The following is a 25,402-nucleotide window of genomic DNA, read 5'->3' on the forward strand; positions in this document are numbered from 1 at the left end:
TATGGGGAAAAAAGGGGGCATGCCTGGCATGCCCCGATGGGTTTGACGGTGAGGTTATTTACAGCTGGCGGCGCCGATGTCCTGCCAGACGTCGTGCTTGCCGGGCTCGTTGCCGCGGGTCCAGTACTGGGCCTTCCACTGACGGCCGTTGTGGGTGGTCACGTCACCGGCGTTGTAGGCGACACCGGCATCCCAGCCCAGCTGCACCTGGCTTATCAGCTTCCACTGATCGGCGGTGCGGCTCGGTTCGTTGCCCTGGGTCCAGTACTTGGCCTGCCACACCAGCTGGTTGTGGCTCACCTTCTCGCCACCGTTGTAGGTGGTAGAGGCCTTCCAGGCCGGCCAGTTGGCGGCATCCGGATCGGTGGCGTTGCAGTCGCCGCCACCGCTGACCGGGGTCACGGTGAGGCGGGTCTTGCCCTGGGCATCCAGGGCGCCGTCGGTCACGGTGACGGTGAGGTCATAACCGGTCTCCACGGTGACGCTGGGGCCCGTCACCACCAGGGTCTTGCTGTTCTGACCGCTGGCGGTGAGCCCGGCCGGCACGCTCCACTGATAGCTCAGGGTGTCGCCGTTGGGGTCGGTGGCGCTGGCGGTGATGCTCACCTGCTTGCCGGCCTGCACCGAGACCTTGTCCTGCACCGTGACGACCGGCGGCAGGTTGGGCTGCGGCGCCTTGTTGGTCACCACCACCTGATCCTTGGCGCTGAGGTTGTGGTCATCGGTCACGGTCAGCTCGAACACCAGATTGACGTCCTGGCTCACCGCATCGACGCTCAGCTTGGCCTTGGCCTGGGTGGCATCGCTCAGGGTCGCCTTGGGACCGGAGATCTGGGCCCAGCTGTAGCTCAGCACCGCCCCTTCCGGATCGCGGGAGGAGGAACCGTCCAGCACCAGCTGGGCCGGCCCGGTCACCGCGAGATCGGTGCCGGCGTTGGCCACCGGCGGCTTGTTGACCGGCGGTGTGCTATCGCCGTGGCCCAGCCCCTCGTGCATGGCGTTGAGAATGTCGCCGTTGTCGGCGTCGATTTCCCAGGCGAACAGGCCGCCGAGCTGGTTGGCCAGCACGTACTGCCCCTTGGCCTTGACCGAACGCTCGTCATCGAAGGTGATGAGCTCGCCGGTGGCAGCCTTGAACACGGACGGTGCCTCGGCCACTTCGTCATAGCTGTACTGCCAGTCGCCGGCCATCTTGCCCTTGGCGATGCCGCGGTAGTCGATGACCCCCTTCTCCCAGATCCCTTCCGCCTCGGTCCCCGCAATCGGGCCGGTGGCGGTGCCGGTGAAGGGGTTGTTGCCCTGATACCCGCTGACGCCGGTCCAGCCGCGACCATACATGGCGGCCCCCACCACCACCTTGCCCGGCTCGACGCCCTGACCCAGCAGCGCCTTGACCCCCTTGTCGGTGGTGTACTTGGTGTTGGGATCCCAGCTCGATTCATAGAGCGCGGTCTGGTGACCCAGTCCGGTGTTGGTCCAGGCGCCGTTGAAGTCGTAGCTCATCAGGAAGATGTGATTCATGTATTGCTGGGCGGCGCGATAGTCCACCTTGGCAATCTTGTCACCGCCGGCGCTGATGGCGGAGGTGAGCTCATAGGTGCGGCCGGTCTCTGCGCTCAGCTCGTCGAGCATGGCGCGCAGCTCCTTCATCAACAGCACATAGGTCTCGCCGTCGGAGGGGCTGCCGAGGTTGGGGTTGGCTCCCAGGCCACCCGGGAATTCCCAGTCGATGTCCACCCCGTCGAAGAATTTCCAGGTCTGCAGATACTCCTTCACCGAGGCGACGAAGGTGTCGCGCTTGGTCTTGTCACCGAAGAAAAAGAAGGGGTCTGAGAGGGTCCAGCCACCGATGGAGGGGAGGATCTTCAGGTCCGGATAGGCCTTTTTGAGCGCCATCAGGTTGCCGAAGTTGCCCTTGTAGGGTTCGTCATAGGCGGTGAGATTGCCCTGCCCCATCTGGATGGCGGCCCAGGGATCGTGGATGGAGACCTTGAAGTCCTCGCGGCCGGCACAGGAGCGCTGCAGCGCCTCGAAGCTGCCGGAGATCTCTTTCAGGCTGTCGTTGATGCCGTTGCCACCGCAGATCGGGGTGAAGCCGTAGAGGATGTGGGTCAGGTTCTGGGCCGGGATCTTGTCCACGGTGAACTTGCGACCATAGACCCCCCACTCCACGTAGTAGGCCCCCATCACCTTGCCGGTCTTGTTGACGTAAGGCTTGTTGTTCTCCTTGAGCGGCGCCTTGAGCGGCAGCAGGTGGCTGCCGTCGGTGTCGGCTACCAGGATCTCTTTCTTGTCGGAGAGAGTGCAGCCGTCGGCGTTGCACAGCGCCACCTGCATCTGGTAGCGGCCCCCCTTGGTGACCTTGAAGTTGGCGGTGCCGGAAGCGGACGCGGCACCGGACCACACCTCCTTGCCGTCGAGCAGTACCTTGGCGGTCTGGCCGACATCACCGGACCAGAGGTTCCAGCTCACGCTGACCGGCGCGCCATCGGCGTGCACCTTGACCAGCTTGTTGTAGGAGGTGGCGGCTTGATCCACTTCGACGATGGCGAACTTGGTTTCGCCCCAGCCGATGGTGGGTTTGCCGGGGGCGGCAGCGAAGGCGGAGGAGGCACACAGACCCCCGACCAACAACGCCAGTACGGAGGGTTTTGGACTTAACATAGTTGAATATCCTTATTTCGTTCTTGGAATAGATAACGAAAAAGGCAACGCAACCTGACAGGTAACGCAGACAACATCGCACCATGGCTTGGCCCATGGACGAAACAACCTGTGGTGGCCCCGCTATCTTAGGTACTGCTGACCCTTAGACCGGAGGCTTTGCGTCCCGGACTTTCATCCGGTTTGCCTTTTGCACAACTTGATTTGCGACAAAAATAATCGCGACCTGACTATAAGGGAGTCAAAGGAGGGAGGGCAAACCCCCGAGCGGTTATTAATAAACCACTTTTTATCGAAAACGAGCCTCAAACGAGAAGAAAAGGCACTTTTTTGTGTCAGAAAGTGCCGATCTTGCCGGCTGGGGGCCGTCGATTAAAATTCGGACGAATTCCCGGTTTCGTGATCATCATCAAGTTTGGCCGGCCGCAAGATGCTGTTCATCAGCGCCCGCAGCTTGAGCGGCTTGACCGGTTTGCTGATGTAGCCGTAGCCGTGTTCACGGATCTGCGCCTGCAGCTCGCTCTTGCGATCCGCACTGATGATGATGCCGCCGATGTCGTTGCCGTGGGCGAGACGCAGCATGTGCAGCGCCTGCAGCCCGGTCTTGCCGTCGTCCAGATGGTAATCGGAGAGCACCAGCTGCGGCAGGAAGCCGCCGGCAATGAGATCCTCCGCCTGGGCCAGGCTCTGGGCACAGACCACCTCGCAGCCCCAGCGTCCCAGCAGGGAGTGCATGGCGATCAGGATGTCGCTCTCGTTGTCGATGCAGAGCACCCGGATCCCCTCCAGCTGGCTGTCGCGCTGGGTGGGGGCCGCCACCTGCGTCGTTGCGACAGGACGGGTCGCCAGATTGAGGGTGATGGCAAACACCGAGCCCGCCCCCGGCCAGCTGCGCAGGGTCAGGTTGTGGCCGAGCACCAGGGCAATGCCGCGAGCGATGGCAAGGCCGAGCCCCAGCCCCTGCTCCCGCGCGGTACGGGAGTGATCGAGGCGGGAGAACTCGTCGAAGATCGCCTCCTGCTTGTCGGCCGGAATGCCGGGGCCGTTGTCCCACACCTCGATGCGCACCTTGTCGCCGAGCCGGCGGCAGCCGAGCAGCACCCGCCCGCCCGGGTTGTAGCGAAAGGCGTTGGTGAGGAAGTTTTGCAGCACCCGCCGCAGCAGGCGCACGTCGCTGTAGACCGCCACACCGCTCTCCACCACCGAGAACTGGATCCCCCCCGCCTGCGCCAGCACCCCAAACTCCGCCTTGAGGTTGTCGAACACGTCGCGCAGGGCGAAATCCAGTTTCTTGGCCTTGAACTTGCCCGCTTCGAGCCGCGAGATGTCGAGCAGATCGGTGATGAGATCCTCGGTCGCCCCCAGCGCGTCGTCGATGTGGCGGGCGATGCGGGCCGGCTCGTCCGCCGGCGGCAGCATCTCCAGCAGGGAGGAGGTAAACAGCTTGGCCGCGTTGAGGGGCTGGGTCAGATCGTGGCTCACCGCCGCCAGGAAGCGGCTCTTGGAGTGGTTGGCCCGCTCCACCTGCTGGTTCACCAGCAGCAGCTGGCGGTTGAGCTCGGAGAGCTCGTGGGTACGCTCGGCCACCCGCGCCTCCAGGTGTTCGTTGGCCTCCCGCAGTACCCGCTCGGCGTCGCGAAACGGGGTGATGTCGGTAAAGGTCATCACGAAGCCGCCCGCCGGCATGGGGTTGCCCTGCATCTCGATTACCCGGCCATCGGGGCGCTCACGCGCCGAGATATGCTGGCTGCCGCGCTGCATGAAGGCGACCCGCCGCGCCACGTGGGCCTCGACATCGCCGGGGCCGCACAGCCCCTGTTCGGCGTTGTAGCGGATGATCTCCTCAATGGGGCGGCCCACCTGAATGAGGCCGGGCGGATAGTGGAACAGCTCGATGTAGCGCCGGTTCCAGGCCACCAGTTTCAGCTCCCTATCCACCACCGAGATCCCCTGCCCCATGTGTTCGATGGCTCCCTGCAGCAGGCCGCGGTTGAAGCGAAACACGTCGGAGGCCTCGTCCACTATGGTGGCGATCTCTTCGAGCTGCATGTTGCGCCCCTGCAGGGCCGAGGCCAGCACCAGGCGGGCTGACGAGGTGCCGAACACCCCGGCCAGCAGCCGCTCGGTGTGGGCAATCAGCTCGGCGGAGGCCTGCATCTGGGGCGCCAGGGTGCCGCCCCGCTCGCCGGCGAAGCGACCGAAGGCGCGCTTGACCCGGCTCGAGCCGACGAAGCGGGCCGCCAGCATCTCCAGCTCCTTGACCGAGACCCGCGCCTGATAGAGCGCCGTGGTGTCGCGGCTCGGCTTGCCGACGAAGTTGGCCGCCTGCAGCCGCTCGCTCACCGCCGCCTGCGACAGCAGGGAGCCCGCCACATAGCCGACGAGGTTGAGCAACAGGCTCAGGAAGATGCACCAGGCCCCCAGGCTGAGATCGCGAAACGCCGGCCAGTCCGGCGGCGCCAGCAGGGCCGCCAGCGGCGAGCCGGCCAGCAGGCCGCTCTCCGCCAGCAGGGTGGCGAACCAGAGGCTGACCCCGAGGGCGAGACCGAGGTAGACCCCCTTGCGATTGCCGTGCCGCCAATAGAGGCCGAGCAGCAGCGCCGGGGCGAACTGGGCCACCGCGCCGAACGACAGGTAGCCGATGCGCGACAGGCTGGTGAGATCCCCGAGCCAGAGGTAGAGCCCCCAGGCCGCCAGCAGGATCAGCAGGATGGCGCCGCGGCGCACCTGCAGCAGCAGGCGCACCAGCCGCTCGTCCCGCCCCTGCTGCCAGAAGCGGCGCAGCAGCACCGGCAGCACCAGATCGTTGCTGACCATGATGGCCAGCGCGATGGTGCAGACGATCACCATGCCGGTGGCCGCCGAGGTGCCGCCGAGAAACGCCAGCAGCGCCATGCCGTCAAAACCGAGCGACATGGGGAGACTGATCACATAGGTATCCGAGGCCATGCCGGCCCCCACCCACTGCTTGCCCGCCAGCGCCAGCGGCCAGATGAAGAGCCCCATCACGAACAGGTAGAGCGGAAACAGCCAGCGCGCCCAGTGCAGATCCTGGCCCTGGTTGTTCTCCACCACGGTCACGTGAAACTGGCGCGGCAGGCAGATGACGGCGCACATGGCGACCAGGGTGTAGATGGCGAGCTCCAGCAGGCTGCCCGGCGTCACCGCCACTACCGCATCGAGAAAGTCGCTGGCCACCAGAGTGCGGGCCTGGCTCGGCTTGCTGAGGATAAGCCAGAGTGCAAAGCCCCCCACCGCCATGAAGGCGAGCAGCTTGACCACGGATTCGAAGGCGATGGCCACCACCATGCCGCGGTGGTGCTCGGTGGCGTCCAGATGGCGGGTGCCGAACAGGATGCTGAACAGCGCCAGCAGCAGGGCCACGCCGAGGGCCAGCCCGGCGGTATTGCCGGTGGGGCCGGCAGGCACAGAGTTGGCCATCAGCAGATCCAGCCCGGTGACGATGGCTTTCAATTGCAACACCAGGTACGGCAGTATGCCCATGATGGCGATCAGCGCGATCACCATGGCCAGGCGCTGGGACTTGCCGTAACGGGCGGCGATGAAGTCGGCGATGGAGGTGATGTGCTCGCGCTTGGCCACCAGGATGAGGCGGGCCAGCAAGCGCCAGCCGAACAGGAACACCAGCATGGGGCCCAGATAGATGGGCACAGGTGACCAGGGCGACTCGCTGGCCTGCCCCACCGTGCCAAAGAAGGTCCAGGAGGTGCAATAGACCGCCAGCGACAGGCTGTAGAGCAGGGGCTGTCCCTTTAAACGGCGACGTTTGTTCTTGTCCGCCACGTAGGCGATCAAAAACAGCAGCCCCAGATAGGAGAGCGACAATCCGATCAGCAACCATCCCTGGTGCATCTGTAACCTCTTGTCCGTGTTGAAGATTCAAGCCCAGCAGCAGCCAGTCTAGAGAGCCGCCCGAAAAATGTCATCCTCTTATTGCAGCAAGAATTTATCGTTTTTCAATAAAAAACGGTTGAATAAATATCGAAAAACGATAAACATCTGGCTGTGTTTATTGATAAACAATAATTCGGTGCTGCGCGTGGCCCACCCTTTCACTCCAAGAGGTAAGCGATGAAACACAACAAGCTCGAACGCATGAGCAATCTGATCGAATGGATCCTGCTGTTCGCCCTGCTGGCCACCCCGATCATGACGGTCATGGGGGTCTGGTCCCAGCTGCTCGGCGGCAGCGACTACCTGCAGCAGGAGCTGATCGAGGCACTGACGGTGCAAGACAGTTCGGTGCTCAACCATGTCCCCCTGACCATGGCACAGCCGGCGCTGGCCAGCACGACCCCCTCGATTGCCGACTACCCCCTCAGCCTGGGCACCCGTCTGCTGGGCACCCTGGTGATGCTGCTGCCGGATCTGGTGTTCATGCTGATGCTGTGGCAGTTGCTCCAACTGTTTCGCGGCTATCGGCAGGCCATGCTGTTCACCTTCAGCCAGATCCGCCGCTACCAGTTGATCGGCCTGCTGCTCTGTGTCAGTTTCGTCACCAAAATCATCACCACCCCGCTGCTGGACCTGGTGCTCACCCTGCCGGGCCCCGAGCTGCACGGCCAGATCAACATAGGTTCATCGGACTTCCAGTTGCTGCTGGCCGGGCTGATCGTATCGGCGCTGGCGCTGGTGATGCGCGAGGCCAAGCGGCTGGCCGATGAACAACAACTGACGGTGTGAGGAACCCATGCCCATCATCATCCGACTCGATGCCCTGCTGGCCGAACGCAAAATGACTGCACGCGAGCTGGCCCTGCGGGTCAACATCACCGAGGCCAACCTCTCCATCCTGAAAAACGGCCATGCCAAGGCGGTTCGCTTCTCCACCCTGGAGGCGATCTGCCGCGAACTAGGCTGCCAGCCCGGAGATCTGCTGGCCTTTGAGCAGGAGTCCTGAGCCAGCCGTCACCATGCAACAAGGGGAGCCGAGGCTCCCCTTGTTCGTTGCTGATCAATGTGGTTGCTGACCGGACAGGGCCACTCAGGCGGCCTTCAGCTCGCCCTCCCGCAGGCGCAGCACGAACACCGGCAGCACCACCAGCACCATCAGGAAGAAGATGCCGCCCCCCAGCGGTTCGAACAGCAGGCCGCACAGGGTCATCAGGGCTGCCACCGTCATGCCGAGCCCCAGCGCCGCATAGAGCGCCTGGGTCGGGATCAGCTGCTCGGCCGGCAGCTGGCGGGTCATGAAGCGCACGGCGCCGAGGTGGCTGACGCAGAAGGTGACCGCATGCAGCAGCTGACCCGCCACCAGCACCAGCAGCTCGGTGGAGGCACCGAGCAGGATCCAGCGCACCACGCAGCCCAGCGCCCCCACCAGAAACAGGGTCTGGGCGCCGAAGCGATTGAGAAAGCGCTTGTCGGCGGCAAACATGCCGATCTCCGCCACCACCCCCAGCGCCCACAGATAGCCTATGGTGGTGCCGCTGTAACCCGCCGCCTTCCAGTGCATGGCGCTAAAGCCGTAGTAGGCGGCGTGGCTGCCCTGCAGCAGGGCCGAGATCAGCAGAAAACGGCGCACCTGGGGGCACTTGAGGGTATCGAGCAGGGAGGCCTTGGCCCGCTCGCCCTGAATGTCCTGCGGCGCCGGGTGCAGCGGCAGCCAGCTCAGCAGCAGCATCAGCAGCAGCCCGGCCACCATGGTGTGCAGTATCCAGTCGCTGCCAAAATTCCCTACCAGCGCCCCCACCAGGGTCGAGGCGACGATAAAGGCGAACGAGCCGCACAAGCGCACCTTGCCGTAGTCGAGGTGTGCCTGCACCACCATGCGGGTGGCCAGCGCCTCCCCCACCGGCATCAGGGTCGGGTAGATAAAGTTCGCCACCAGGGTCAGTCCCACCAGCCACCAGAGGTTGTGGCTGAGGTAAAAGCCGAGGAAGGCCAGCAGACTGAGCAGGCAGAGCAGGCGGGTGACCGGCAGCAGGTGCCCCGCCCCCTTGATCTGTCCCATCACCATCAGATTGCCGGCAAAGCGGATCGCCATGCCCGCGCCGAGCAGCAGGCCGATCATCTCGGCGCTCACCCCGATCCCCTCCAGCCAGAGCGACCAGAACGGCAGATAGGCACCGTAGACGAAGTAGAAAGCGCCAAAAAACAGGGCTAACCAGGAGAAGGCGGGCATAGATCCTCGACACAGAGAAACGGGGGCACAAATGATAACCGATTTGTCGGTAGGGATCCTGCGATCCCGGCTGAGACGCCGCGCAGATAATAATGAAAAACATCAATAAAATTGAACTATTGGCGCAAGGCTGGTGTCTATTGAGTAACACCTCCTCCTGGTTAGTGTTGCAATCCTTCCACCCGCCTTCGGCGGGTTTCTTTTTGTCCGCCATCGGAGGCCCGGTTCCCGCCATGAAAAAGGGGCCCGCAGGCCCCTTGTCGTGGTGTGCATTCATCAGAACACGTACTTGACCCGTGCACTCAGGTTGCGACCCGGCTCGGTCTGGCGGCTGGTGCTGGCACTGGCGCTCTGGCCGGTGATGCTCTCGTAGTTGACGTACTCCTTGTCGAACAAGTTGAAGACGCCCACGTTGAACTGCAGATCCTGCACCGGCTTGAACTGGGCATAGATATCCACCACGCCCCAGCCCGCACTCTTGATGTTGTCGTTGCCCTTGGCATCCTTGCCCACCTTGCTCATGTCGTCGGCAAAGCGCAGGGCGGTGTTGATGTTCCAGTTGGGCTGCTCCAGTCGAACACCCAGGGTCCCCTTGAGCGGGCTCAGGCTGTTGATGTAGTTGCCGTCGCCATCCTTGCCCTCGATGTAGGAGAGGTTGCCCCAGACGTTGACCAGATCGTTCAGCCAGTAGTCCGCCTTGGCCTCGGCCCCCTTGGTGGTCGCCTTGTCCAGGTTCTGATACTGATACAGCGCGGTGCGGCCCTCGGTGCCGACTCCGGCCAGCTCGATGAAGTCTTCAAACTTGTTGTAGAAGGTGGCCACTTCATAGCTGAAACCGCCGGCGCTGCCGCGCACACCCAGATCGATGCCATCACTGCTCTCGGGCTTGAGGTTCGGGTTGGGCTCGATGCGATAGCCGTATGCCTGGTGGTTCAGGGTCGAGAAGGCGTTGTCATACATGGGGGTCTTGTAGCCGTGGCTGTACTGGGCGAACAGGTTGGCCGCCTCGTGCGCCTTGAACACCAGCCCCAGCTTGGGCGAGAACTCCCCTTCGGAGAAGCGCTTGAGGTTCTCGCCGGTGTAGGCGGGATCCTGATCCGGGTTCATCCGGTAGTAGTCGTAGCGGGCTCCCGGCGTCAGCACCCAGCGCTCGCCGAACTTCAGCTCGTCAAACGCCCACAGGGCGCCGTGCTCGGTGGTGGTGGAGGGGAAGCTCAGCTCGTTGTAACCGACGAAATCCCCCGGCACGGTCGGTGCCTTGAAGCGGGTCCGCTCGTTGTCGGTGTGCTCATACTCCAGGCCCCAGGCCAGCCGCTGGCTCGCCAGCGCCTTGCTGAACTTCAGCTGGGCGCCCAGGCTCTTCTGCTCGAAACCGTTGTTGTCCAGCGAGTTCTTGGTCACATAGGGGTTGGTCGGCCGCACCGGGTATTTGGAAGAGGCGTACTGATCCATGGTCTGCTTGGTGCGGGCGTAGTAGATCTTGCTGTCGATGCGATCGACCCAGGGCGCGTTCAGGGCGATGCCGTGGTCCAGCACCAGCGACAGGTTGTCGGTCTCCTTGTCGGTGATCGGCTGGTTGAAGACCGAGCCCGCCTTGGTGAGGTCGACGGCATCGGGGTCCTGCCCCTCGTTGAAGTAGTCGACGGTCAGCTTGAGGAACTGGGCATCGCTCAGGTTCCACTGGCTCTTGAACAGCACGGCCTGGCTGACGATGTCGAACTCGTTCTTGTCGCCGTCGTAGTTCTGGGTCACCCCGCCGTCACGCCAGGTGTAGCGCAGCAGGTTCTCGAACGCGCCGGCGCGCAGGGCCCCGGTAACGCCGGCCATCTTCTGGTGGCTGCTGGAAGCATAGCCGGTGGTGGCATCCAGGTAGCTGTCGCGCCCCTTGAGGAAATCGGCCGCATCCTTGGTGGTGATGGCGATGACGCCGCCCAGTGCATCGGAGCCGTAGGCCGCCGAGGCCGGTCCCTTGACCACCTCGACCTGCTTGATCATGTCGGTGTCGAAATAGCTCTGACCCACGCCGCCGTTCTTGTAGGCATCGTTCTGGCGCACGCCATCGCGCACTATCTTGACCCGGTTCTCGCCCATGCCGCGAATGATGAAGGTCTGGGCATCGCCGGCGCCGCCGAGGGCGGTGACGCCCGGCTCGTAACGGAACAGGTCGGCGACGTTGCTCACTACCTGCTCTTCAATCTGTTCGGCTGTGATGACCGAGATGGGGCCGGAGACATCCTCCAGTTTCTGCTCCATCCGAGAGCCACTGACCACCATGACTTCATCTGCTTTCTTGTCCGCCGCAAAAACCGGAGAAGCGAGGCCAGCCGCCACGGCAAGGGCGACCAGCGATAGGGTGTTGTTATGGGCCACTGCAAATCCTTATTGAGAACTGTTATCAAACAGCTGGCATCTTACCCACCTCTCAACAAAGATCAATAATAAACGGAATCATTCTCATTTTCTTTTGTCATAATTCGGTTCTACACTATGCCCCTCTGTTTTCCCGCCCGCCATGCTGCCATTGTATGGTGCAGGCACCTCATCGCTGCGAGACATCCATGACCCGACTACTGCCCCTGTTCACCCTGCCCCTGCTGCTGGCCGCCTGTGCCACGACGGCCCCCGTCAACGATGCCGGCACTCTCTATCACTATCAGCTCAAGGCCACCCAGGGGAACGATCTGACCCTCGAGCAGGCCCTGGCCCGGGTGGCAGATGCCGACATAGTGCTGGTCGGCGAGCTGCACACCCACCCGGCGGTGCACCTGCTGCAGGCCAGAATGCTGGCGGGTCTGGCCGCAGACGGTCGCCCTCTGGTGCTCTCCATGGAGCAGTTCAGCCGCGCCGATCAGCCGGTGCTGGATGCCTACCTGGCCGGTCGCATCGGCGAGGCGGCGCTCATTCGTGACGGCAACGCCTGGCCCAACTACCAGAGCGACTATCGCCCGCTGGTGGAGTTCGCCAAGGCGCACCACCTGCCGGTCATCGCCGCCAATGCGCCCAAACCGCTGGTGAGCTGTGTCGGCCAGGAGGGGCCGGCCTGGCTCGATCAGCTGCCCGCCAGCCGTCGCAGCCAACTGGCCCGCACCCTCACCCTCGGCGATGATCCCTATCGCCAGAAGTTCATGGCCTCGCTCCATCATGGCGATGCCGACAGCAACGCCCGCCGCTTTGCCGCCCAGACCAGCTGGGACGACACCATGGCCGAGAGCATGGTGGATTACCTGCGCAGCCACCCGGGCCAGCGCATCATGCACATCGCCGGCAACTTCCACGTAGAGGGCGGGCTGGGGCTGGCCAGCCGCATCGCCAGCCGCAACCCGGATCTCAAGGTGGCGCTGGTCGTGCCGGAGCTGACGACGCCGCAAGCGGGTGACGGTCAACCAGCGGCCGGCCGGGTTGCCGACGTGCGGGTCGGCATCGCCCCCCTGCCGGAACGCTGGCTAAATGCCGATGAAATGAAGCAAGATATGGGCGCACTGCATCAATCCCGCAGTCGTGACTGCAGCCAGTGGCTGCAACCCTGACCTTGCGTCTGAGGAGCCCAGTGGCTGCCACCCTGACAAACATTTGCCCAAGGATTTCATATGGATGTGTTACTGGTCATCGACATGCAACAGGGGCTGTTCACCCAGCCTCGCCATCAGGACAGCCAGGTCATCGCCAATATCAATCGATTGGCCGAACGCGTGCGGGCAGAACAGGGTCGTGTCATCTATGTGCAGCACGACGAACCCGGCACCGAGCTGGATCCCGCCAGCCCGGGCTGGCAGCTGCATACCGATCTCGCCCCGCAGGGGCATGACAGCCGGGTACGCAAGACCGCCTGCGACAGCTTCCTCGACACCGAGCTCGGTTTCCTCTTGGCGGAACAGGCGGTGGACAGGCTGCTCATCTGCGGCTGTGCCACCGACTTTTGCGTCGACACCACCTTGCGCAGTGCCGCCGCCCGCGGCTTCGAGGTGGTGGCGGTGACCGACGCCCATACCACGGCGGACAGGCCCCACCTGAGCGCGGAGCAGATCATCGAGCACCATCACTGGATGTGGCGTCACCTCAGCCTGCCAAAAGGCAGAAGCGTGACCCTGCTCACGACGGATGAGCTGCTCGGCGCCACCCAACCCGAGCGGGCATGTTAATCTGCCCGCTCTGAAGCGATCACCCGATTGGAGTCTTGTGTGCGTCTACTCTCTGCCGTTGCCTTCACGCTGCTGTTACCGGCAATCACCGCCTGCTCAGGCCTGCCGGGGCGCCAGCCGGATGGCCCGGCCCCCCTGTTCAGGACCCACATCAATGAGGAGGGGAGCAAGCGCTTCACCTTCGAAGCCGCCCCGCTCGATACCCTGCCCACCCGCCTGCAGGACGATGACGGCAGTCGCCTGAGCCGCAGCAAGAGCCTGCTGGAGCGGCGTGAAGCACTGCAGGATGCCCAGCTCACCCAGGCGCTGGCCGAGCGCAAGTATTGCCGTGAAGGCTACATAGTGCTCAGCCAGACCTCCTGGAAGATCCGGGGTGAGTGCAATGAGACCGCCACCCGGGCCGACCGCGACGCCTTCCCCAACAAGGCCTCCTGGCAGGACTGAGCAGCACCGGCCATAAAAAAAACGGGCAGCCCCAGGGCTGCCCGTTTTGTCATGTTGGTGATCGCGTAGATCAGACCGGCGCATCGGCCGGGCTGGTCAGCTCGGCACCATTGTCGACGCGCTTGTGCCCTTCCACCAGGTGGACGAAATCCACCAGCTCGTCGCCGGAGACCCGGAACGCCTGGCCGAAGCCCTTGACGAACAGCCCCTGCTCGGGCTTGAGCCGGAACAGCACGAAATCCTTGAGGTTGGAGAGCCCCTTGACTATCTCGCCGAAGCGCCCTTCCAGGGCGGCGATGGCCTTTTCCCAGCGCACGTCGTCGCGGGCCACCACTTCGGCCACCGCATCGAAGGTCAGGCGCTTGCGGGCAAACAGTTCGCGGGCCCCGTTCTCGTCCTCGATCAGCATCAGCGACACCTTGGGCACCTGTTGCAGGTTGCGGGCGTGGCGGGCGATCTCGGAGATCAGCACATAGTAGCCATCTTCCTGCAGCACGAAGGGGGCATAGCTGGCATTGGGGTTGCCTTCACTGTCCACCGTCGCCAGCTGCAGGGTGCGGCAACCGTCGCGAAACTCGCGGATCTCCGGTTGCAGGCGGTTCTGCAGACGCTCCTGACGTTCACTCATGCTTTGACTTCCTCTTGATACTGGTGGCGCAGGGCCATGAAGCGTTCCACCTGGGCCGGCAGCAGCTGACGCTGCTCGTCACGCCCCAGATAGACCTTGAAAATGCAGCGACCGCTGTGGCCGAAGAACTGGAAGGAGTGCCCCTCCTTGCCCATGAACAGCTTGCTGACCAGGGCGATGCCGACCACGTTGTCGAGCTTGAGGTGGCCGTGCATCTCGCCGTCGCGCCCCATCAGGTTGTAGTAGCCGCGGGCGCTCTTGCCACGGGGGAAGGGGGCCTTCACCTCGAAGATGGAGCCGTCGGACTCGACGATGGTAGTCACCTGGCCCCAGTCGGCCAGATCCGCCAGCAGGGCTTCGGCCTGCTCGGCGGGCACCAGGGTGACCAGCTCGGCCGGCAGGTGGCGTACCACCTCCCATTCGCTGACGGCCAGCTCGGCGGCGATGGTGGATGGGTGAGCGCTGGGATCTTGTTCCAGCAGCCCATGAATGCGTTGTGCAATGCTCATCGGTTCTCCCTTGGGGTGCCTGCGGCATCCCTGTTCTGTCATGGCGGATACTGTAATGAAGGCCCCAAACCAATGCAATTGATAATCGCTTTCATTCTCAGTGCATTTTTTTCGACGGCTTGATATTCTCGGCGGCAACCCAACTTCATTCACCCTTCGGAGGTTAGCATGGGCCGTCGTTTTGCCCTCGCACTCAGCCTGCTCGGCTGCTCAGCCCTGTCCCTGCCCGTTCTGGCGCAGGAACGTATCGTCAGCATAGGCCCGGCCACCACGGAACTCATTCTGGCGCTGGGGGGTGAGCAGAGCCTCATCGCCACCGACATCAGCAGCCCAGAGCCGAAAAACCTGCCACGGGTCGGCTATCACCGCGCCCTCGCCGCCGAAGGGATCCTGAGCCTGGCGCCGACCCGGCTGGTCGGCAGCGACGAGATGGGGCCGCCGCCCGCCCTGGAGCAGCTGCGCCGGGCCGGGGTCGAGGTGGACGTGCTGCCCACCGCCCCTACCCTCGACAACCTCAACCAGCGCATAGATACCCTGGCCACCCTGCTCAAGGACCCGGCCGCCGGCTCCCGCCTGAAGGCCGAGATCCAGGCCCAGAGCGAGCAGCTGGCCGCCCAGGCGAAGCAGAACAAACCGCTCAAGGTGGTCTTCCTGCTGCTGCACAAGGGCCAGCCCACCAGCATCGCCGGCGGCAACACCACCGCCAGTGCTCTGCTCACTCTGGCCGGCGGCGTCAACCCGGTGGCCCAGTTGCAAGACTACAGGCCCGTCTCCACCGAATCCCTGATCGAGCTGCAGCCCGATCTGGTGCTGGTGAGCGGCCGCGACTGGCAGCAGTATCAGGATCCCGAAACCGTGCTGAGCCAGGTGCCCGCCCTTTCCGCCACCCCGGCCGGCAAGAACAGGGCCATCCACGCCATCGACGGTCACGCCCTGCAAGGGGGGCTCAGCCTCACCTCGCTGCAGCAGGCCAGCCAGATCGCCAAGTGGATCAAGCTGGGTTCATGATGCGTCTGCCACTGCCCTGGCTGCTGTGCCTCACCGGCGGCGCACTGGCGCTGCTGCTGGTCGGATCCTTGGCCACCGGCCCCATGGCCCTCTCCTTTGGCGAGAGCCTGCGCGCCCTGTTCGCCGGCCAAGGGAGCGGGATTGAGGCCCACAAGCTGCTGATCGTGCAGGAAATCCGCCTGCCGCGTACCCTGCTCTGCATCGCGGTGGGGGGGATTCTCGGCCTCTGCGGCGCCGTGATGCAGGGGCTGTTTCGCAACCCCCTGGCCGACCCCGGCATCATTGGGGTCTCCGGCGGGGCGGCGCTTGGCGCGGCGCTGGCCATCGTGCTGCTGTCCCCCCTCGGCCAGCAGTGGCAGAGCCTGCTCGGCATCGGCCTGCTGCCCCTGCTCGCCTTTCTCGGCGGGGCGCTGACCACCACCCTCGTCTATCTGCTCGGCACCCGGGAAGGCGGCACCTCGGTCACCGTCATGCTGCTGGCCGGGGTGGCCGTCACCGCGCTGTCCGGTGCCGTGATCGGCCTGCTCACCTATCTCGCCGATGATCAGATGCTGCGCAACCTGAGCCTGTGGCAGATGGGGTCACTGGCGGCGGGCAAGCCGGTGGACGTGGCGCTGGCGCTGCTGACCCTGGTTGCCCTGCTCATTCTGTTCTTGCGCGATGCCAACCCCCTCAACGCCCTGCTGCTGGGTGAAGGGGAGGCCCGCCACCTCGGCATCCAGGTGCAGTCCCTCAAGCGGCGGCTGATCCTGCTCACCGCCGCCGGGGTCGGCGTGGCGGTGGCTGTGGCCGGCATGATCGGTTTCGTCGGCCTGGTGGTGCCCCACCTGGTGCGACTGCTGGCCGGCCCCAACCACGTCCGGCTGCTGCCGCTCTCCGCCCTGCTCGGGGCCGCCCTGCTGCTGGGCGCCGACATGCTGGCCCGCACCCTGCTGGCGCCGGCCGAGATGCCGGTCGGCATCATCACCGCCCTGCTGGGCGCCCCCTTCTTCATCTGGCTGCTGGTCAAGGGCCGCCGGACGCTTTAACCGGAGGACTCCTCTTGTCTGCTTCATCGACCCTGCTGCACTGTCGCCAGCTCAGCCTCAGCCGGGGCGGCCGCCCCATCCTGGACAGGCTCGACCTCAGCCTGCAGGCGGGCAGCCTCACCGCCCTGCTCGGCCCCAACGGCGCCGGCAAGAGCTCGCTGCTCAAATGCCTCACCGGCGAGCTGGAACATCAGGGAGAAATCCGCCTGTTTGGCCGGGAGCGGCAAGAGTGGGCCGGCACCGAGCTGGCCCATCGGGTCGGGGTGCTGCCGCAGAGCTCGTCCCTGAACTTCCCCTTCCTGTGCGAGGAGGTGGTGGCCATGGGCCGGCTGCCCCACAGCGAACCGGCCAGCCGGCGCGACCAGATAGTCGGGGCCGCCATGACCCACACCGGGGTCGATCACCTGGCCGGCCGCCTCTATCCCGGCCTCTCCGGCGGGGAGCGCCAGCGGGTGCAGTTCGCCCGGGTGCTGGCCCAGATCTGGCAGGCACCGGACGAACCGCAGCAAGCGCGGCTGCTGCTGCTCGACGAACCCACCTCGGCACTCGATCTCAAGTACCAGCACCAGCTGCTCACCATGGCGCGCGCCCTCGCCGCCCGCCATACCGCCGTGCTGGTGGTGCTGCACGACCTCAATCTGGCGGCCCGTTACGCCGACCGGCTGGTGATGCTGGAACAGGGCAGAGTGATGGCAGACGGCACCCCGCGCGAGGTGCTGACGCCTGATCTCATCGACCGGCTCTACGACTACCCGGCCCAGGTGATCCTCCACCCCGAAAGCGGGCTGCCCATGGTGGTGTGATGCGGTGATGGCCGTGCGGCAGATAGCAACAGAGCGCCATCAGGCGCTCTGTTTGTTTGCAAGGCGGGCAGGCTTATCACTCACCAGACAGCCTCATATGATTCTTTACTCGTCAAGCGATCTGATAACGGCCCGGCTTGTGGTTGAGTGTCAACACCAGGTTACAGATGATGGCCGCCACCACCGAGAGCGCCAGGATCCAGGGCTGCACCACGAAGAAGGAGGCGATGACGATGGTGCAATCCAGCCCCATTTGCAGCTTGCCGGCGCGAATGCCGAAGCGGTCCTGGATAAACAGCGCCAGGATGTTGAAGCCGCCCAGGCTCGATTTGTGGCGGAACATGATGAGCAGCCCCATGCCGATCAGGGTGCCGCCGATCAGCGCCGCGTAGACCGGTTCAATCTTGCCGATTTGCAGCACGGCGTTGAGGTGATCCGTCATGAAAGAGACCGCCGCCACCGAGACGAAGGTGTTGAGGGTGAAGCGCGGCCCCATCCTCAGCCAGGCCAGGGCATAGAAGGGCAGGTTCATGCCGAAGAACAGCAGGCCGAAGCTCAGCCCCGTCACCTGCTGCAACAGCAGCGCCAGCCCGGCGGTGCCGCCGGTCAGCAGACCGACCTGATGAAACAGAAAGATGCCGAGGGAGACGAAGCCGGCCGCGGTCAGCAGGGCGATGACGTCTTCATAGAGGGGGTGCGCAGTCCGAACGGAGTGCACCGAGCCTGGGGTGTTGTCCATAACCGGTATCCAATAGCGAAGTGAAAGAGTGTCTGTTGCCCGTCTGGCGGGCGCGAGCCCTGTCCGCAGGGCTTCGTTATGGGGTTCAGTCTATTTTTTGCGACCATGATCACAATAGTCGCCGCCCACGCCCCGTTTTGGTGCCTGTCATTCTCCATTGACAGCCGCTGCACCAAGATGCAGCATGCCGCGCCTGAGCCGCCCTCGCCTCGCCGACACGGGCGGTTTGCCATGGCACAGACGCGCCGGCTCTGCTACAAAGCGCGCAGCCCCTTTTCCCATCACCGTCAGGAGCCCCATGATCTGCACAGGACCCCAACCATGAAGTATCTGGTCACCGGCACCGCCGGCTTTATCGGTTTTCACGTGGCCAGACGGCTGTGCGAGGCGGGTCATCAGGTGGTGGGGCTGGACAACCTCAACGACTACTACGAGGTGAGCCTCAAGGAGGCTCGCCTGGCGATGCTGACTCCCTTCCCCCATTTTCGCTTCGTGCAGGGTGAGCTGGCGGACCAGGCCGGCATGGCCGCCCTGTATGCCGAGGGGCAGTTCGAGCGGGTGATCCACCTGGGTGCCCAGGCGGGAGTGCGCCACTCGCTGGAAAACCCGTTTGCCTACAGCGAGAGCAACCTCACCGGCATGCTGACGGTGTTGGAGGGGTGCCGCCAGCACGGCATCCGGCATCTGATCTACGCCTCCTCCAGCTCGGTCTACGGCATGGGCGAGCAACTGCCGTTCAGTGCCGATCAGCAGGTGGACCACCCGGTCTCCCTCTATGCCGCCACCAAGAAGAGCGGCGAGCTGATGGCCCACGCCTACTCGGCGCTCTACGGCCTGCCCACCACGGGGCTGCGCTTTTTCACCGTCTACGGCCCCTGGGGCCGGCCCGACATGGCCATCGCCAAGTTCACCCGCGCCATCCTGGCGGGCGAGTCCATCGACGTCTACAACCAGGGCGATCTCAGCCGCGACTTCACCTTCATCGACGACATCGTCGAGGGGATCCTGGCCGTCGCCGAGCTGCCGCCCCGCCCCAACCCTCACTGGCACGCCGGCGAGCAGAGCCCGGCCGAGAGCGCCGCGCCTTACCGCATCCTCAACATCGGTCATGGCCAGCCGGTGCGTCTGCTCGACTTCATCGAGGCGCTGGAACAGGCGCTGGACAAGCCCGCCATCAAGCGGATGCTGCCGATGCAGGCGGGCGACATGCACGCCACCTGGGCCGACAGCGAGCCCCTCCACACCCTCACCGGCCTGCGCCCCGCCACCTCCATCAAGGAAGGGGTTGCCGCGTTCGTGCGCTGGTATCTCGACTACTACCAGCCCGCCCGCTGACCCATTCAGGCACGGCGTGCCTGCCGAGCTGGCACCAGCACCATGACTGCCATGGTCAGCAGCACGCCGAGCACGCCCCAGCCCACCTGCCGCCAGATCACCTCCTCCCCGCTCAGCATGCCAATCAACAGCACCAGCACCGGGATCAGGTAGGTGTAGGCCGAGACCTGCTCCGGCTGCAGCACCACGCTCCCCTGCTGGAACAGAAAGAAGCTGAGCGCCGTGGCAAACAGCGCCAGATAGGCAAGGCCAAGCCAGAGCGGCAGCGACACCTGCTGCCAGTCGGTTGTCAGCAGCCGCGGCGCCGCCACCAGGGTGAGCAGCAGGGTGGCGCAGATCAGGGTCCAGCAGGTGAGGTGGGCAAACGACTCGCCCCGGTAGTAGCGCTTCACCAGTATGGGGTTGAGCGCCATCCCCACGCAGCCGAGCAGATAGATGCGGTTGCTGGGGGTGAGGCTCAGGCTCGCCAGCTGGCTCAGTTCACCGCGAAAGATGATGAGAGCGGCCGCCACCATGCCCCCCAGCAGGGCGAACGCCATCGACCAGCCGATGCGGCGCTGCAGCACAAGCATGCTGGCCAGCGCGCTGATGAGAGGCACCGTGGTGTAGAGTGCGCTGGCATCGAGGGCGCTGGTCTCCTGCAGCGCCACGAACATGGCGACGAAGTAACAGAGGGCCGGCAGCGAGATGAGGGTATAACGCCCCAGATCTCGCAGCGTTGGCAGCGCGAGACGGCGCTGGCAAGCCAGCAGAATCACGAAGGTGAGCGCCGCCAGCAGGTAGCGCGCCCAGGTGACCACCAGCGGGTCCAGCACCGCGGTGAGGGCGCTGCCGATGGGAAAGGAGAGGCTGATGAGCAGGGTGAACAGCAGCACCTTGCCGTGGGCCTGCACGAAATGAAAACGGGGATGGGACATGGCATGCACCTGTGCAAAGGGGCGCCCCGCCGGGCGCCGGACTGGATTGGAATGATTCAATAACTGCCGTCGGCAGCAACCGGCTTCTTGCCCTCGATAGTGGCCAGCAACTGACCAAGCAGGCTGGATGCGCCGAAGCGAAAGCGATCGGCAACCAGCCACTCATCGCCAAAGAGTGCGGCCGCCATGGCCAGATACTCCCCCGCCTCCTGGGCGCTTTTCACCCCGCCTGCCGCCTTGAAGCCCACCCGGTGCTGCGCACCGTACTCGGCGATGGCTGCCAGCATGGTGCGGCACGCCTCGGGGGTGGCATTGACCGGCACCTTGCCGGTGGAGGTCTTGATGAAATCGGCCCCCTCCTCGATGGCGAGCAGAGAGGCGGCGCGGATAAGCGAGGGCTCCTGCAGCTCACCGGATTCGATGATCACCTTGAGCAGACGCGGCCCGCACAACGCCTTGCAGCCGCGCACCAGCGCCCGGGCGGGTGCCTCGTCCCCCGCCTTGAGCGCACGCCAGGGGATCACCAGATCGATTTCGTCGGCGCCATCGAGGAGGGCTGCGCGGGTCTCGGCCAGCACGCTGGCCAGCTCATCGTCTCCATGGGGGAAGTTGACCACGGTGGCGACCTTGACCTCGGGGGTGCCCTGCGCCGCCAGGGTGAGCCTGGCCAGCCCCACGAAGCGCGGATAGATGCAGACGGCGGCGGTGTTGCCGACCGGGGTCTGCGCCTGGTGACAGAGGGCGATGATGCGCGCGTCGTGGTCATCGTCATTGAGGCTGGTGAGGTCCATCAGGCGGATGGCCCGGCTGGCGGCCTCGGTGGCGGCGCAGGCAGGTGCAAAAGCAGTAGCTGGGGTCATGGAAGGCTCCTGTCGGGATAAGAAAGGGGCGCCGCAGCGCCCCGGAACAAGGGATGGCACGCTCAGGCCAGGGAGAAGAAGATCCCGGCGATGGCGGCGCTCATCAGGTTGGAACAGGTGGCGGCCAGCACGGTACGCAGGCCGTAGCGGGCAATGAAGTCGGTACGGGAGGGGCAGAGGGTGCCGAGGCCACCGATCAGGATCCCCATGGAGGCCAGGTTGGCAAAGCCGCACAGGGCGAAGCTGATGATCACCTTGGACTTCTCCTCCAACACCTGCAGGCCGGCTGCGGTCACAGTGCTGGCGTCTTTCAGGTAGGGGGAGAGGTCGCTGTAGGCGACAAACTCGTTCACCACCAGCTTCTTGCCGATCATGGCGCCGGCGATGCCGATGTCTGCCAGCGGTACCCCGAGCAGGAAGGCGAGCGGCGAGAAGATCCAGCCCAGGATGAGTTCGAGGGAGAGCGGCATGCCCACCATCTCCCCCACCCCGCCCAGCAGGGTGTTGACCAGGGTCACCAGCCCGATCATGGCGATCAGCATGGCGCCGATGGCCGCCGCCAGCTTGAGGCCGCTGCTGGCCCCCTCGCCTGCCGCCGCCAGCACGTTCTCCGGCTTCTTGCCGTCAAACTGGATGCTGTTGTCGAACACATAGTCCGGCTGGCTGGTTTCGGGAATGATCAGCTTGGCAAACAGGATCCCGCCCGGCGCCGCCATGAAGGAGGCGGCCAGCAGGTACTGCATGTCCACACCCATCATGGCGTAGCCCGCCAGCACGGTGCCGGAGACCGAGGCCATGCCGCCGCACATGACGGCGAAGAACTCCGAGTCGCTCATCTTGGGCATGTAGGGTTTTACCACCAGCGGCGCCTCGCTCTGACCGACGAAGACGTTGGCCACCGCCGACATGGATTCGGTCTGGGAGGTGCCGAGCAGGCGCGCCATGGCGCCGCCGATGAAGCGGATCACCAGCTGCATGATGCCGAGGTAGTAGAGCACGGCGATCAGCGCCGAGAAGAACACCACCAGCGGCAGCACGTTGAGGGCAAACACGAAGCCGATGCCATCCACCGAGAAGTTGACCAGGTTGCCAAACAGGAAGTGGATGCCCGCCTTGCCGCTCGCCAGCACGGCGTCGACCCCGTGGGCCATCCCCTCCAGCGCCCGGCGCCCCAGCGGTACATAGAGCACCAGGGCACCGATGGCGACCTGCAAGGCCAACGCCAGCCCCACGGTGCGCAGGCGAATGGCCCTGCGGTTGGTCGATGCGAGCACGGCGATGAGGATCAGCGCCGCCATACCGAGAAATCCTGCTGCAAACATAACTGACCTCCTGGTCGTTCCCTGCTTACTGGAAGTGGTGCTTGATAAAGGCGTTGATGAGGCGGATGAAATCCGTTTCCGCCAGCTTGGCGCACTTGAGGGTCTGCTCGTGGGAGAGCTGCACGTCGCCAAGCCCCTCCGCCATGTTGGTGATGGCGCAGATGGCCAGCACCGGCAGCGCACAGTGGGCGGCGCTGACCACTTCTGGCACCACCGACATCCCCACCACGTCGCCACCGATGATCTGCATCATGCGGATCTCGGCCGCGGTCTCGAAACAGGGGCCGCTGTAGGAGACAAACACCCCCTGATTGACGGCGATCCCCTCCCGCTCGGCCAGCGCCAGCGCTTCGCTGCGCAACCCCTTGTCATAGGCATTGGCCAGGCTGAAGAAGCGCGGGCCGTAGGCCTCGTCATTGGCGCCCGTCATTGGGGTGCCCGGCATGGTGTTGATGTGATCGTTGAAGATGACCAGGGAGCCGACCCCGATCCGCTCCGGGCGCAGCGAGCCGGCCGCATTGGTCACCAGCAGCAGCTCGCAGCCCAGCCGCTTGAAGGTGCGCACCGGGGTGGTCATCACCTTCATGGTTTCGTGTTCGTAGTAGTGGCCGCGCCCCTTCATGCAGACCACATCCACCCCGTGCAGCTTGCCGAGCACCAGCTCGCCGCTGTGGCCGGCCACCGTGCTGACCGGGAAGCCGTCCAGCTCCTCGTAGGGAATGGTGACCTTCTCCTCCAGCGCATCGGCCAGCACACCGAGGCCGGAGCCCAGGATCATGGCGGCGCGGGGGGCGAAACCCGGCTTGCGGGCGAGAATGGTGGCGACGGCGTTGAGTACCGGATCTTGTTGCATGAGCTGCACCTCTTGAGGCTGTAAATGGGACATGGCGCTCACTCTAGGGGAGGTATTGGGCGATAAAAATCGCTAAAATCGGCCTGACTATCCTGATTTTCAGCACAATTTCCTGCCGGGAGATGGCTGAAAATCAAAGGAACTGGCATGAATGGCGCTGATTGGCCCCGTTTTGCCGCCAACCAGACCAGGCACGGTCAAAACGGGCCGGCAAAGGTGTGAGCCGGATCGACCATCCGCCGCGCAGCGGCCCTGCTGCCGCCCGCACCGGTCGCGCAAACTTTGACGGGGATCGCACCCGGCCCTCAATCAGCCACCGAAGGAGGTCGCTTGGCCCTCGACAGTCACTGGCGCGATCGCGTCACCCTCAAGATGCTGCGCTACTTCCATGCGGTGGCCAGCCAGGGACACTTCAGCCGGGCCGCCCTGCAGCTCAATGTCTCCAAGTCACCGCTCAGCGCCCAGATCAAGGAACTCGAGTCCCTGCTGGGGCTGGCGCTGTTCGAGCGCCACACCCGCCAGGTGAGCCTCACCGCCACCGGCCGGCTGCTGCAGGCCGAGTGCGCCCTGCTGTTCGACGTGCTGGAAAGCGGCCTCAACCGGGTGGTGCAGGCGGGGCGCATGGAGCGCAACCAGATCCGCATCGGGCTGGTCAGCTCCATCTTCTGGGCCGGCTTTGGCGAGGTGATCCGCCAGTGCCACCAGCGCCACCCCGAGTTCGAAATAACCTTCACCGAGCTCTCCCCCGAGCGGCAGAAACAGGCGCTTTCGCGCAAGGAGATAGACCTCGGCCTCGCCCGCTTCGCCGACACCGTCAACATCCATCCGCTGCTGGCCGAAACCATCTATCGCGAGTCCATGGTGCTGGTGGTGTCGGACGAGCATCCGCTGCGGGATCGCAAGCTGGTCTCCCTGCCCGAGCTGGCGGGGGAGCCGTTCGTGCTGATGAGCCGCGCCAACTCCTCCTCTACCGACCTCATCATCAACGCCTGTCTGGTGGAGGGCTTCTACCCCCACCTCAACCAGGAGGTGGTCGAACCCAACACCCTGATGGCGGTGGTGGCCACCAGCCTGCAGGTGGCGCTGGTGCCGGCCAGCTACGCCCGCCAGAAGTGGCCCCACGTGCGCTTCATCCGGCTCGAGCAGGCGATCCCCGCCGATCTCTGCGTGCTTTACGCCCCGCCCGGCGATGGCCAGCCGGCCGCGGTGGCGATCCGCCACTTCATCGACACCATGAGCGCACAGATGAACCGGCCAACCGCGGATTGATGAGTTAATCGGATGGCGCTTCGCCGCCTCCCTCCTTAGGATGAAAATCTGAAGCGGATGGTGCTTCACCTCCGCCCTTAGGATGGGGATGTGAAGCGGATGGCGGTTTGCCGGGCACCGGCTGGGGTATACTGGCCACACTTGGTGCCACACGGGCACGCATCCGCGCCCTCACCATGATGAGAAGGAGTCACCTCATGATCCGTATTCTGCTGTTGCTGGGCGCCGCCTTGTCTGCCTACGGACTGCAACAGAGCCACACCCTGGCGCCACTGCTGAGCCTGCTCGGCCTGCTCTCGCTCTGGGTGGCGAGCGAAATTCGCCTGATGTATCGCCAGCTGCCCGCCGCCGAGCCGGACGAGCAGCCCTATCACCTCGACGTCTGAGGGGGCCAGCAAGGCCCTCTCTTCCTCTCTCTTTGTTCATACCTGGTCAATTCCATGAAACCGACTCGTACCCTCTACTCTCTGCTGTTGCTGCTTGGCTGCCTGCACGGCGCCCCGCTGCAGGCCCGCACTCCCTGCCCGGCCGGTGATGACTGTCCGCCGGCGAACAATGACCAGTGGCTCCCAGAACCGGGCAGTGATGGCGGCGCCGGTGCCGACGGCATGGATGGTGCTGATGGTATTGATGGCGCTGACGGTATCGATGGTGCCGATGGTGCCGATGGTGCCGATGGTGCCGATGGTGCCGATGGTGCCGATGGTGCCGATGGTGCCGATGGTGCCGATGGTGCCGA

Annotated in this window: 23 protein-coding genes and 1 riboswitch; of the genes, 11 read left to right on the forward strand and 12 right to left on the reverse strand. The window is 64.6% G+C overall.

What is annotated here, in order from left to right:
- Window positions 1-54: 54 nt before the first annotated feature.
- On the reverse strand, window positions 55-2,664 hold the full coding sequence (locus OKC44_RS04005) for a glycosyl hydrolase family 18 protein (protein ID WP_270811188.1): 2,610 nt from the start codon (window positions 2,662-2,664) through the stop codon (window positions 55-57).
- Window positions 2,665-2,774: 110 nt separating this feature from the next.
- Window positions 2,775-2,862, reverse strand: a riboswitch (cyclic di-GMP riboswitch).
- Window positions 2,863-3,036: 174 nt separating this feature from the next.
- Window positions 3,037-6,537, reverse strand: coding sequence for a hybrid sensor histidine kinase/response regulator (locus OKC44_RS04010; RefSeq protein WP_024944364.1), 3,501 nt, complete (start codon window positions 6,535-6,537; stop codon window positions 3,037-3,039).
- Window positions 6,538-6,756: 219 nt separating this feature from the next.
- Between OKC44_RS04010 and OKC44_RS04015 the strand changes: the two genes are divergently transcribed.
- Together OKC44_RS04015 and OKC44_RS04020 are read left to right on the forward strand one after the other, a co-directional pair.
- The gene (locus tag OKC44_RS04015; protein WP_270811190.1) at window positions 6,757-7,368 is read left to right on the forward strand and encodes a DUF2975 domain-containing protein; all 612 of its coding nucleotides are present in this window, start codon (window positions 6,757-6,759) and stop codon (window positions 7,366-7,368) included.
- 7 nt (window positions 7,369-7,375) lie between these two features.
- The gene (locus OKC44_RS04020) at window positions 7,376-7,585 is read left to right on the forward strand and encodes a helix-turn-helix domain-containing protein (protein WP_011704909.1); all 210 of its coding nucleotides are present in this window, start codon (window positions 7,376-7,378) and stop codon (window positions 7,583-7,585) included.
- An 84-nt stretch (window positions 7,586-7,669) separates the two neighbouring features.
- Here OKC44_RS04020 and OKC44_RS04025 read toward each other — a convergent pair whose 3' ends face one another.
- Window positions 7,670-8,809: a 3-phenylpropionate MFS transporter gene (locus OKC44_RS04025; protein WP_270811193.1), complete on the reverse strand. Its 1,140-nt coding sequence runs from the start codon at window positions 8,807-8,809 to the stop codon at window positions 7,670-7,672.
- 276 nt (window positions 8,810-9,085) lie between these two features.
- The gene (locus OKC44_RS04030) at window positions 9,086-11,179 is read right to left on the reverse strand and encodes a TonB-dependent hemoglobin/transferrin/lactoferrin family receptor (protein ID WP_270811194.1); all 2,094 of its coding nucleotides are present in this window, start codon (window positions 11,177-11,179) and stop codon (window positions 9,086-9,088) included.
- Between the two features lie 188 nt (window positions 11,180-11,367).
- On the opposite strand from OKC44_RS04030, the gene OKC44_RS04035 reads away from it, so the two are divergent.
- From OKC44_RS04035 to OKC44_RS04045, 3 genes are read left to right on the forward strand one after another with little or no spacing between them, the layout of a single operon-like run.
- Complete coding sequence (locus OKC44_RS04035) at window positions 11,368-12,336, forward strand: ChaN family lipoprotein (protein ID WP_223951142.1); 969 nt, start codon at window positions 11,368-11,370, stop codon at window positions 12,334-12,336.
- 60 nt (window positions 12,337-12,396) lie between these two features.
- Entirely contained in the window at window positions 12,397-12,948 is a 552-nt protein-coding gene (locus OKC44_RS04040) for a cysteine hydrolase family protein (protein ID WP_270811201.1), read from the forward strand.
- 39 nt (window positions 12,949-12,987) lie between these two features.
- The gene (locus OKC44_RS04045) at window positions 12,988-13,392 is read left to right on the forward strand and encodes a lipoprotein (protein WP_010634919.1); all 405 of its coding nucleotides are present in this window, start codon (window positions 12,988-12,990) and stop codon (window positions 13,390-13,392) included.
- Between the two features lie 70 nt (window positions 13,393-13,462).
- On the opposite strand, the gene hutZ is transcribed toward OKC44_RS04045, so the two are convergent.
- On the reverse strand, window positions 13,463-14,020 hold the full coding sequence (hutZ, locus tag OKC44_RS04050) for a heme utilization protein HutZ (protein WP_010634920.1): 558 nt from the start codon (window positions 14,018-14,020) through the stop codon (window positions 13,463-13,465).
- Window positions 14,017-14,529: a heme utilization cystosolic carrier protein HutX gene (hutX, locus tag OKC44_RS04055; RefSeq protein WP_011704903.1), complete on the reverse strand. Its 513-nt coding sequence runs from the start codon at window positions 14,527-14,529 to the stop codon at window positions 14,017-14,019. The genes hutZ and hutX overlap by 4 nt, the downstream gene beginning before the upstream one ends.
- A 168-nt stretch (window positions 14,530-14,697) precedes the next feature.
- Here hutX and OKC44_RS04060 point away from each other — a divergent pair, with 168 nt between their 5' ends.
- From OKC44_RS04060 to OKC44_RS04070, 3 genes are read left to right on the forward strand one after another with little or no spacing between them, the layout of a single operon-like run.
- Complete coding sequence (locus OKC44_RS04060; RefSeq protein WP_270811203.1) at window positions 14,698-15,537, forward strand: heme/hemin ABC transporter substrate-binding protein; 840 nt, start codon at window positions 14,698-14,700, stop codon at window positions 15,535-15,537.
- Window positions 15,534-16,565: a FecCD family ABC transporter permease gene (locus OKC44_RS04065; protein ID WP_270811205.1), complete on the forward strand. Its 1,032-nt coding sequence runs from the start codon at window positions 15,534-15,536 to the stop codon at window positions 16,563-16,565. Before OKC44_RS04060 ends, OKC44_RS04065 begins: the two co-directional genes overlap by 4 nt.
- 14 nt (window positions 16,566-16,579) lie before the next feature.
- Window positions 16,580-17,368, forward strand: a complete 789-nt coding sequence (locus tag OKC44_RS04070) for a heme ABC transporter ATP-binding protein (RefSeq protein WP_073349032.1) — start codon at window positions 16,580-16,582, stop codon at window positions 17,366-17,368.
- A gap of 112 nt (window positions 17,369-17,480) precedes the next feature.
- Here the strand turns inward: OKC44_RS04070 and OKC44_RS04075 are convergent, their stop codons facing one another.
- Complete coding sequence (locus OKC44_RS04075; protein ID WP_270811207.1) at window positions 17,481-18,107, reverse strand: YitT family protein; 627 nt, start codon at window positions 18,105-18,107, stop codon at window positions 17,481-17,483.
- Between the two features lie 321 nt (window positions 18,108-18,428).
- Here OKC44_RS04075 and OKC44_RS04080 point away from each other — a divergent pair, with 321 nt between their 5' ends.
- The gene (locus OKC44_RS04080) at window positions 18,429-19,442 is read left to right on the forward strand and encodes an NAD-dependent epimerase (RefSeq protein ID WP_270811209.1); all 1,014 of its coding nucleotides are present in this window, start codon (window positions 18,429-18,431) and stop codon (window positions 19,440-19,442) included.
- A 5-nt stretch (window positions 19,443-19,447) separates the two neighbouring features.
- Here the strand turns inward: OKC44_RS04080 and OKC44_RS04085 are convergent, their stop codons facing one another.
- The 4 genes from OKC44_RS04085 to xapA form a co-directional block, all read right to left on the reverse strand.
- On the reverse strand, window positions 19,448-20,359 hold the full coding sequence (locus OKC44_RS04085) for a DMT family transporter (RefSeq protein WP_106551874.1): 912 nt from the start codon (window positions 20,357-20,359) through the stop codon (window positions 19,448-19,450).
- A gap of 56 nt (window positions 20,360-20,415) precedes the next feature.
- Window positions 20,416-21,219: a deoxyribose-phosphate aldolase gene (deoC, locus tag OKC44_RS04090; RefSeq protein WP_270811212.1), complete on the reverse strand. Its 804-nt coding sequence runs from the start codon at window positions 21,217-21,219 to the stop codon at window positions 20,416-20,418.
- A 62-nt stretch (window positions 21,220-21,281) separates the two neighbouring features.
- Entirely contained in the window at window positions 21,282-22,541 is a 1,260-nt protein-coding gene (locus OKC44_RS04095; protein ID WP_029301694.1) for a NupC/NupG family nucleoside CNT transporter, read from the reverse strand.
- A gap of 25 nt (window positions 22,542-22,566) precedes the next feature.
- Entirely contained in the window at window positions 22,567-23,394 is an 828-nt protein-coding gene (gene xapA / locus OKC44_RS04100; protein WP_065475942.1) for a xanthosine phosphorylase, read from the reverse strand.
- 330 nt (window positions 23,395-23,724) lie between these two features.
- Here xapA and OKC44_RS04105 point away from each other — a divergent pair, with 330 nt between their 5' ends.
- Together OKC44_RS04105 and OKC44_RS04110 are read left to right on the forward strand one after the other, a co-directional pair.
- Entirely contained in the window at window positions 23,725-24,663 is a 939-nt protein-coding gene (locus OKC44_RS04105; RefSeq protein WP_011704893.1) for a LysR family transcriptional regulator, read from the forward strand.
- Window positions 24,664-24,860: 197 nt separating this feature from the next.
- Complete coding sequence (locus OKC44_RS04110; RefSeq protein WP_011704892.1) at window positions 24,861-25,049, forward strand: hypothetical protein; 189 nt, start codon at window positions 24,861-24,863, stop codon at window positions 25,047-25,049.
- 36 nt (window positions 25,050-25,085) lie between these two features.
- Here the strand turns inward: OKC44_RS04110 and OKC44_RS04115 are convergent.
- On the reverse strand, window positions 25,086-25,402 hold a 317-nt coding region (locus OKC44_RS04115; RefSeq protein WP_333563233.1), incomplete at its 5' end, for a hypothetical protein.

This window comes from Aeromonas sp. S41-2, from assembly GCF_027705845.1.
In the GTDB taxonomy this organism is placed as follows: domain Bacteria; phylum Pseudomonadota; class Gammaproteobacteria; order Enterobacterales; family Aeromonadaceae; genus Aeromonas; species Aeromonas hydrophila.

Coding starts and splice junctions, on each gene's coding strand:
- OKC44_RS04025 (WP_270811193.1), bottom strand. CDS start 8,809: ATGCCCGCCTTCTCCTGGTTAGCCCTGTTTTTTGGCGCTTTCTACTTC.
- OKC44_RS04060 (WP_270811203.1), top strand. CDS start 14,698: ATGGGCCGTCGTTTTGCCCTCGCACTCAGCCTGCTCGGCTGCTCAGCC.
- OKC44_RS04075 (WP_270811207.1), bottom strand. CDS start 18,107: ATGGACAACACCCCAGGCTCGGTGCACTCCGTTCGGACTGCGCACCCC.
- OKC44_RS04110 (WP_011704892.1), top strand. CDS start 24,861: ATGATCCGTATTCTGCTGTTGCTGGGCGCCGCCTTGTCTGCCTACGGA.
- OKC44_RS04005 (WP_270811188.1), bottom strand. CDS start 2,664: ATGTTAAGTCCAAAACCCTCCGTACTGGCGTTGTTGGTCGGGGGTCTG.
- OKC44_RS04035 (WP_223951142.1), top strand. CDS start 11,368: ATGACCCGACTACTGCCCCTGTTCACCCTGCCCCTGCTGCTGGCCGCC.
- OKC44_RS04080 (WP_270811209.1), top strand. CDS start 18,429: ATGAAGTATCTGGTCACCGGCACCGCCGGCTTTATCGGTTTTCACGTG.
- OKC44_RS04040 (WP_270811201.1), top strand. CDS start 12,397: ATGGATGTGTTACTGGTCATCGACATGCAACAGGGGCTGTTCACCCAG.
- OKC44_RS04065 (WP_270811205.1), top strand. CDS start 15,534: ATGATGCGTCTGCCACTGCCCTGGCTGCTGTGCCTCACCGGCGGCGCA.
- OKC44_RS04095 (WP_029301694.1), bottom strand. CDS start 22,541: ATGTTTGCAGCAGGATTTCTCGGTATGGCGGCGCTGATCCTCATCGCC.
- hutX (WP_011704903.1), bottom strand. CDS start 14,529: ATGAGCATTGCACAACGCATTCATGGGCTGCTGGAACAAGATCCCAGC.
- OKC44_RS04085 (WP_106551874.1), bottom strand. CDS start 20,359: ATGTCCCATCCCCGTTTTCATTTCGTGCAGGCCCACGGCAAGGTGCTG.
- xapA (WP_065475942.1), bottom strand. CDS start 23,394: ATGCAACAAGATCCGGTACTCAACGCCGTCGCCACCATTCTCGCCCGC.
- OKC44_RS04010 (WP_024944364.1), bottom strand. CDS start 6,537: ATGCACCAGGGATGGTTGCTGATCGGATTGTCGCTCTCCTATCTGGGG.
- hutZ (WP_010634920.1), bottom strand. CDS start 14,020: ATGAGTGAACGTCAGGAGCGTCTGCAGAACCGCCTGCAACCGGAGATC.
- OKC44_RS04020 (WP_011704909.1), top strand. CDS start 7,376: ATGCCCATCATCATCCGACTCGATGCCCTGCTGGCCGAACGCAAAATG.
- deoC (WP_270811212.1), bottom strand. CDS start 21,219: ATGACCCCAGCTACTGCTTTTGCACCTGCCTGCGCCGCCACCGAGGCC.
- OKC44_RS04015 (WP_270811190.1), top strand. CDS start 6,757: ATGAAACACAACAAGCTCGAACGCATGAGCAATCTGATCGAATGGATC.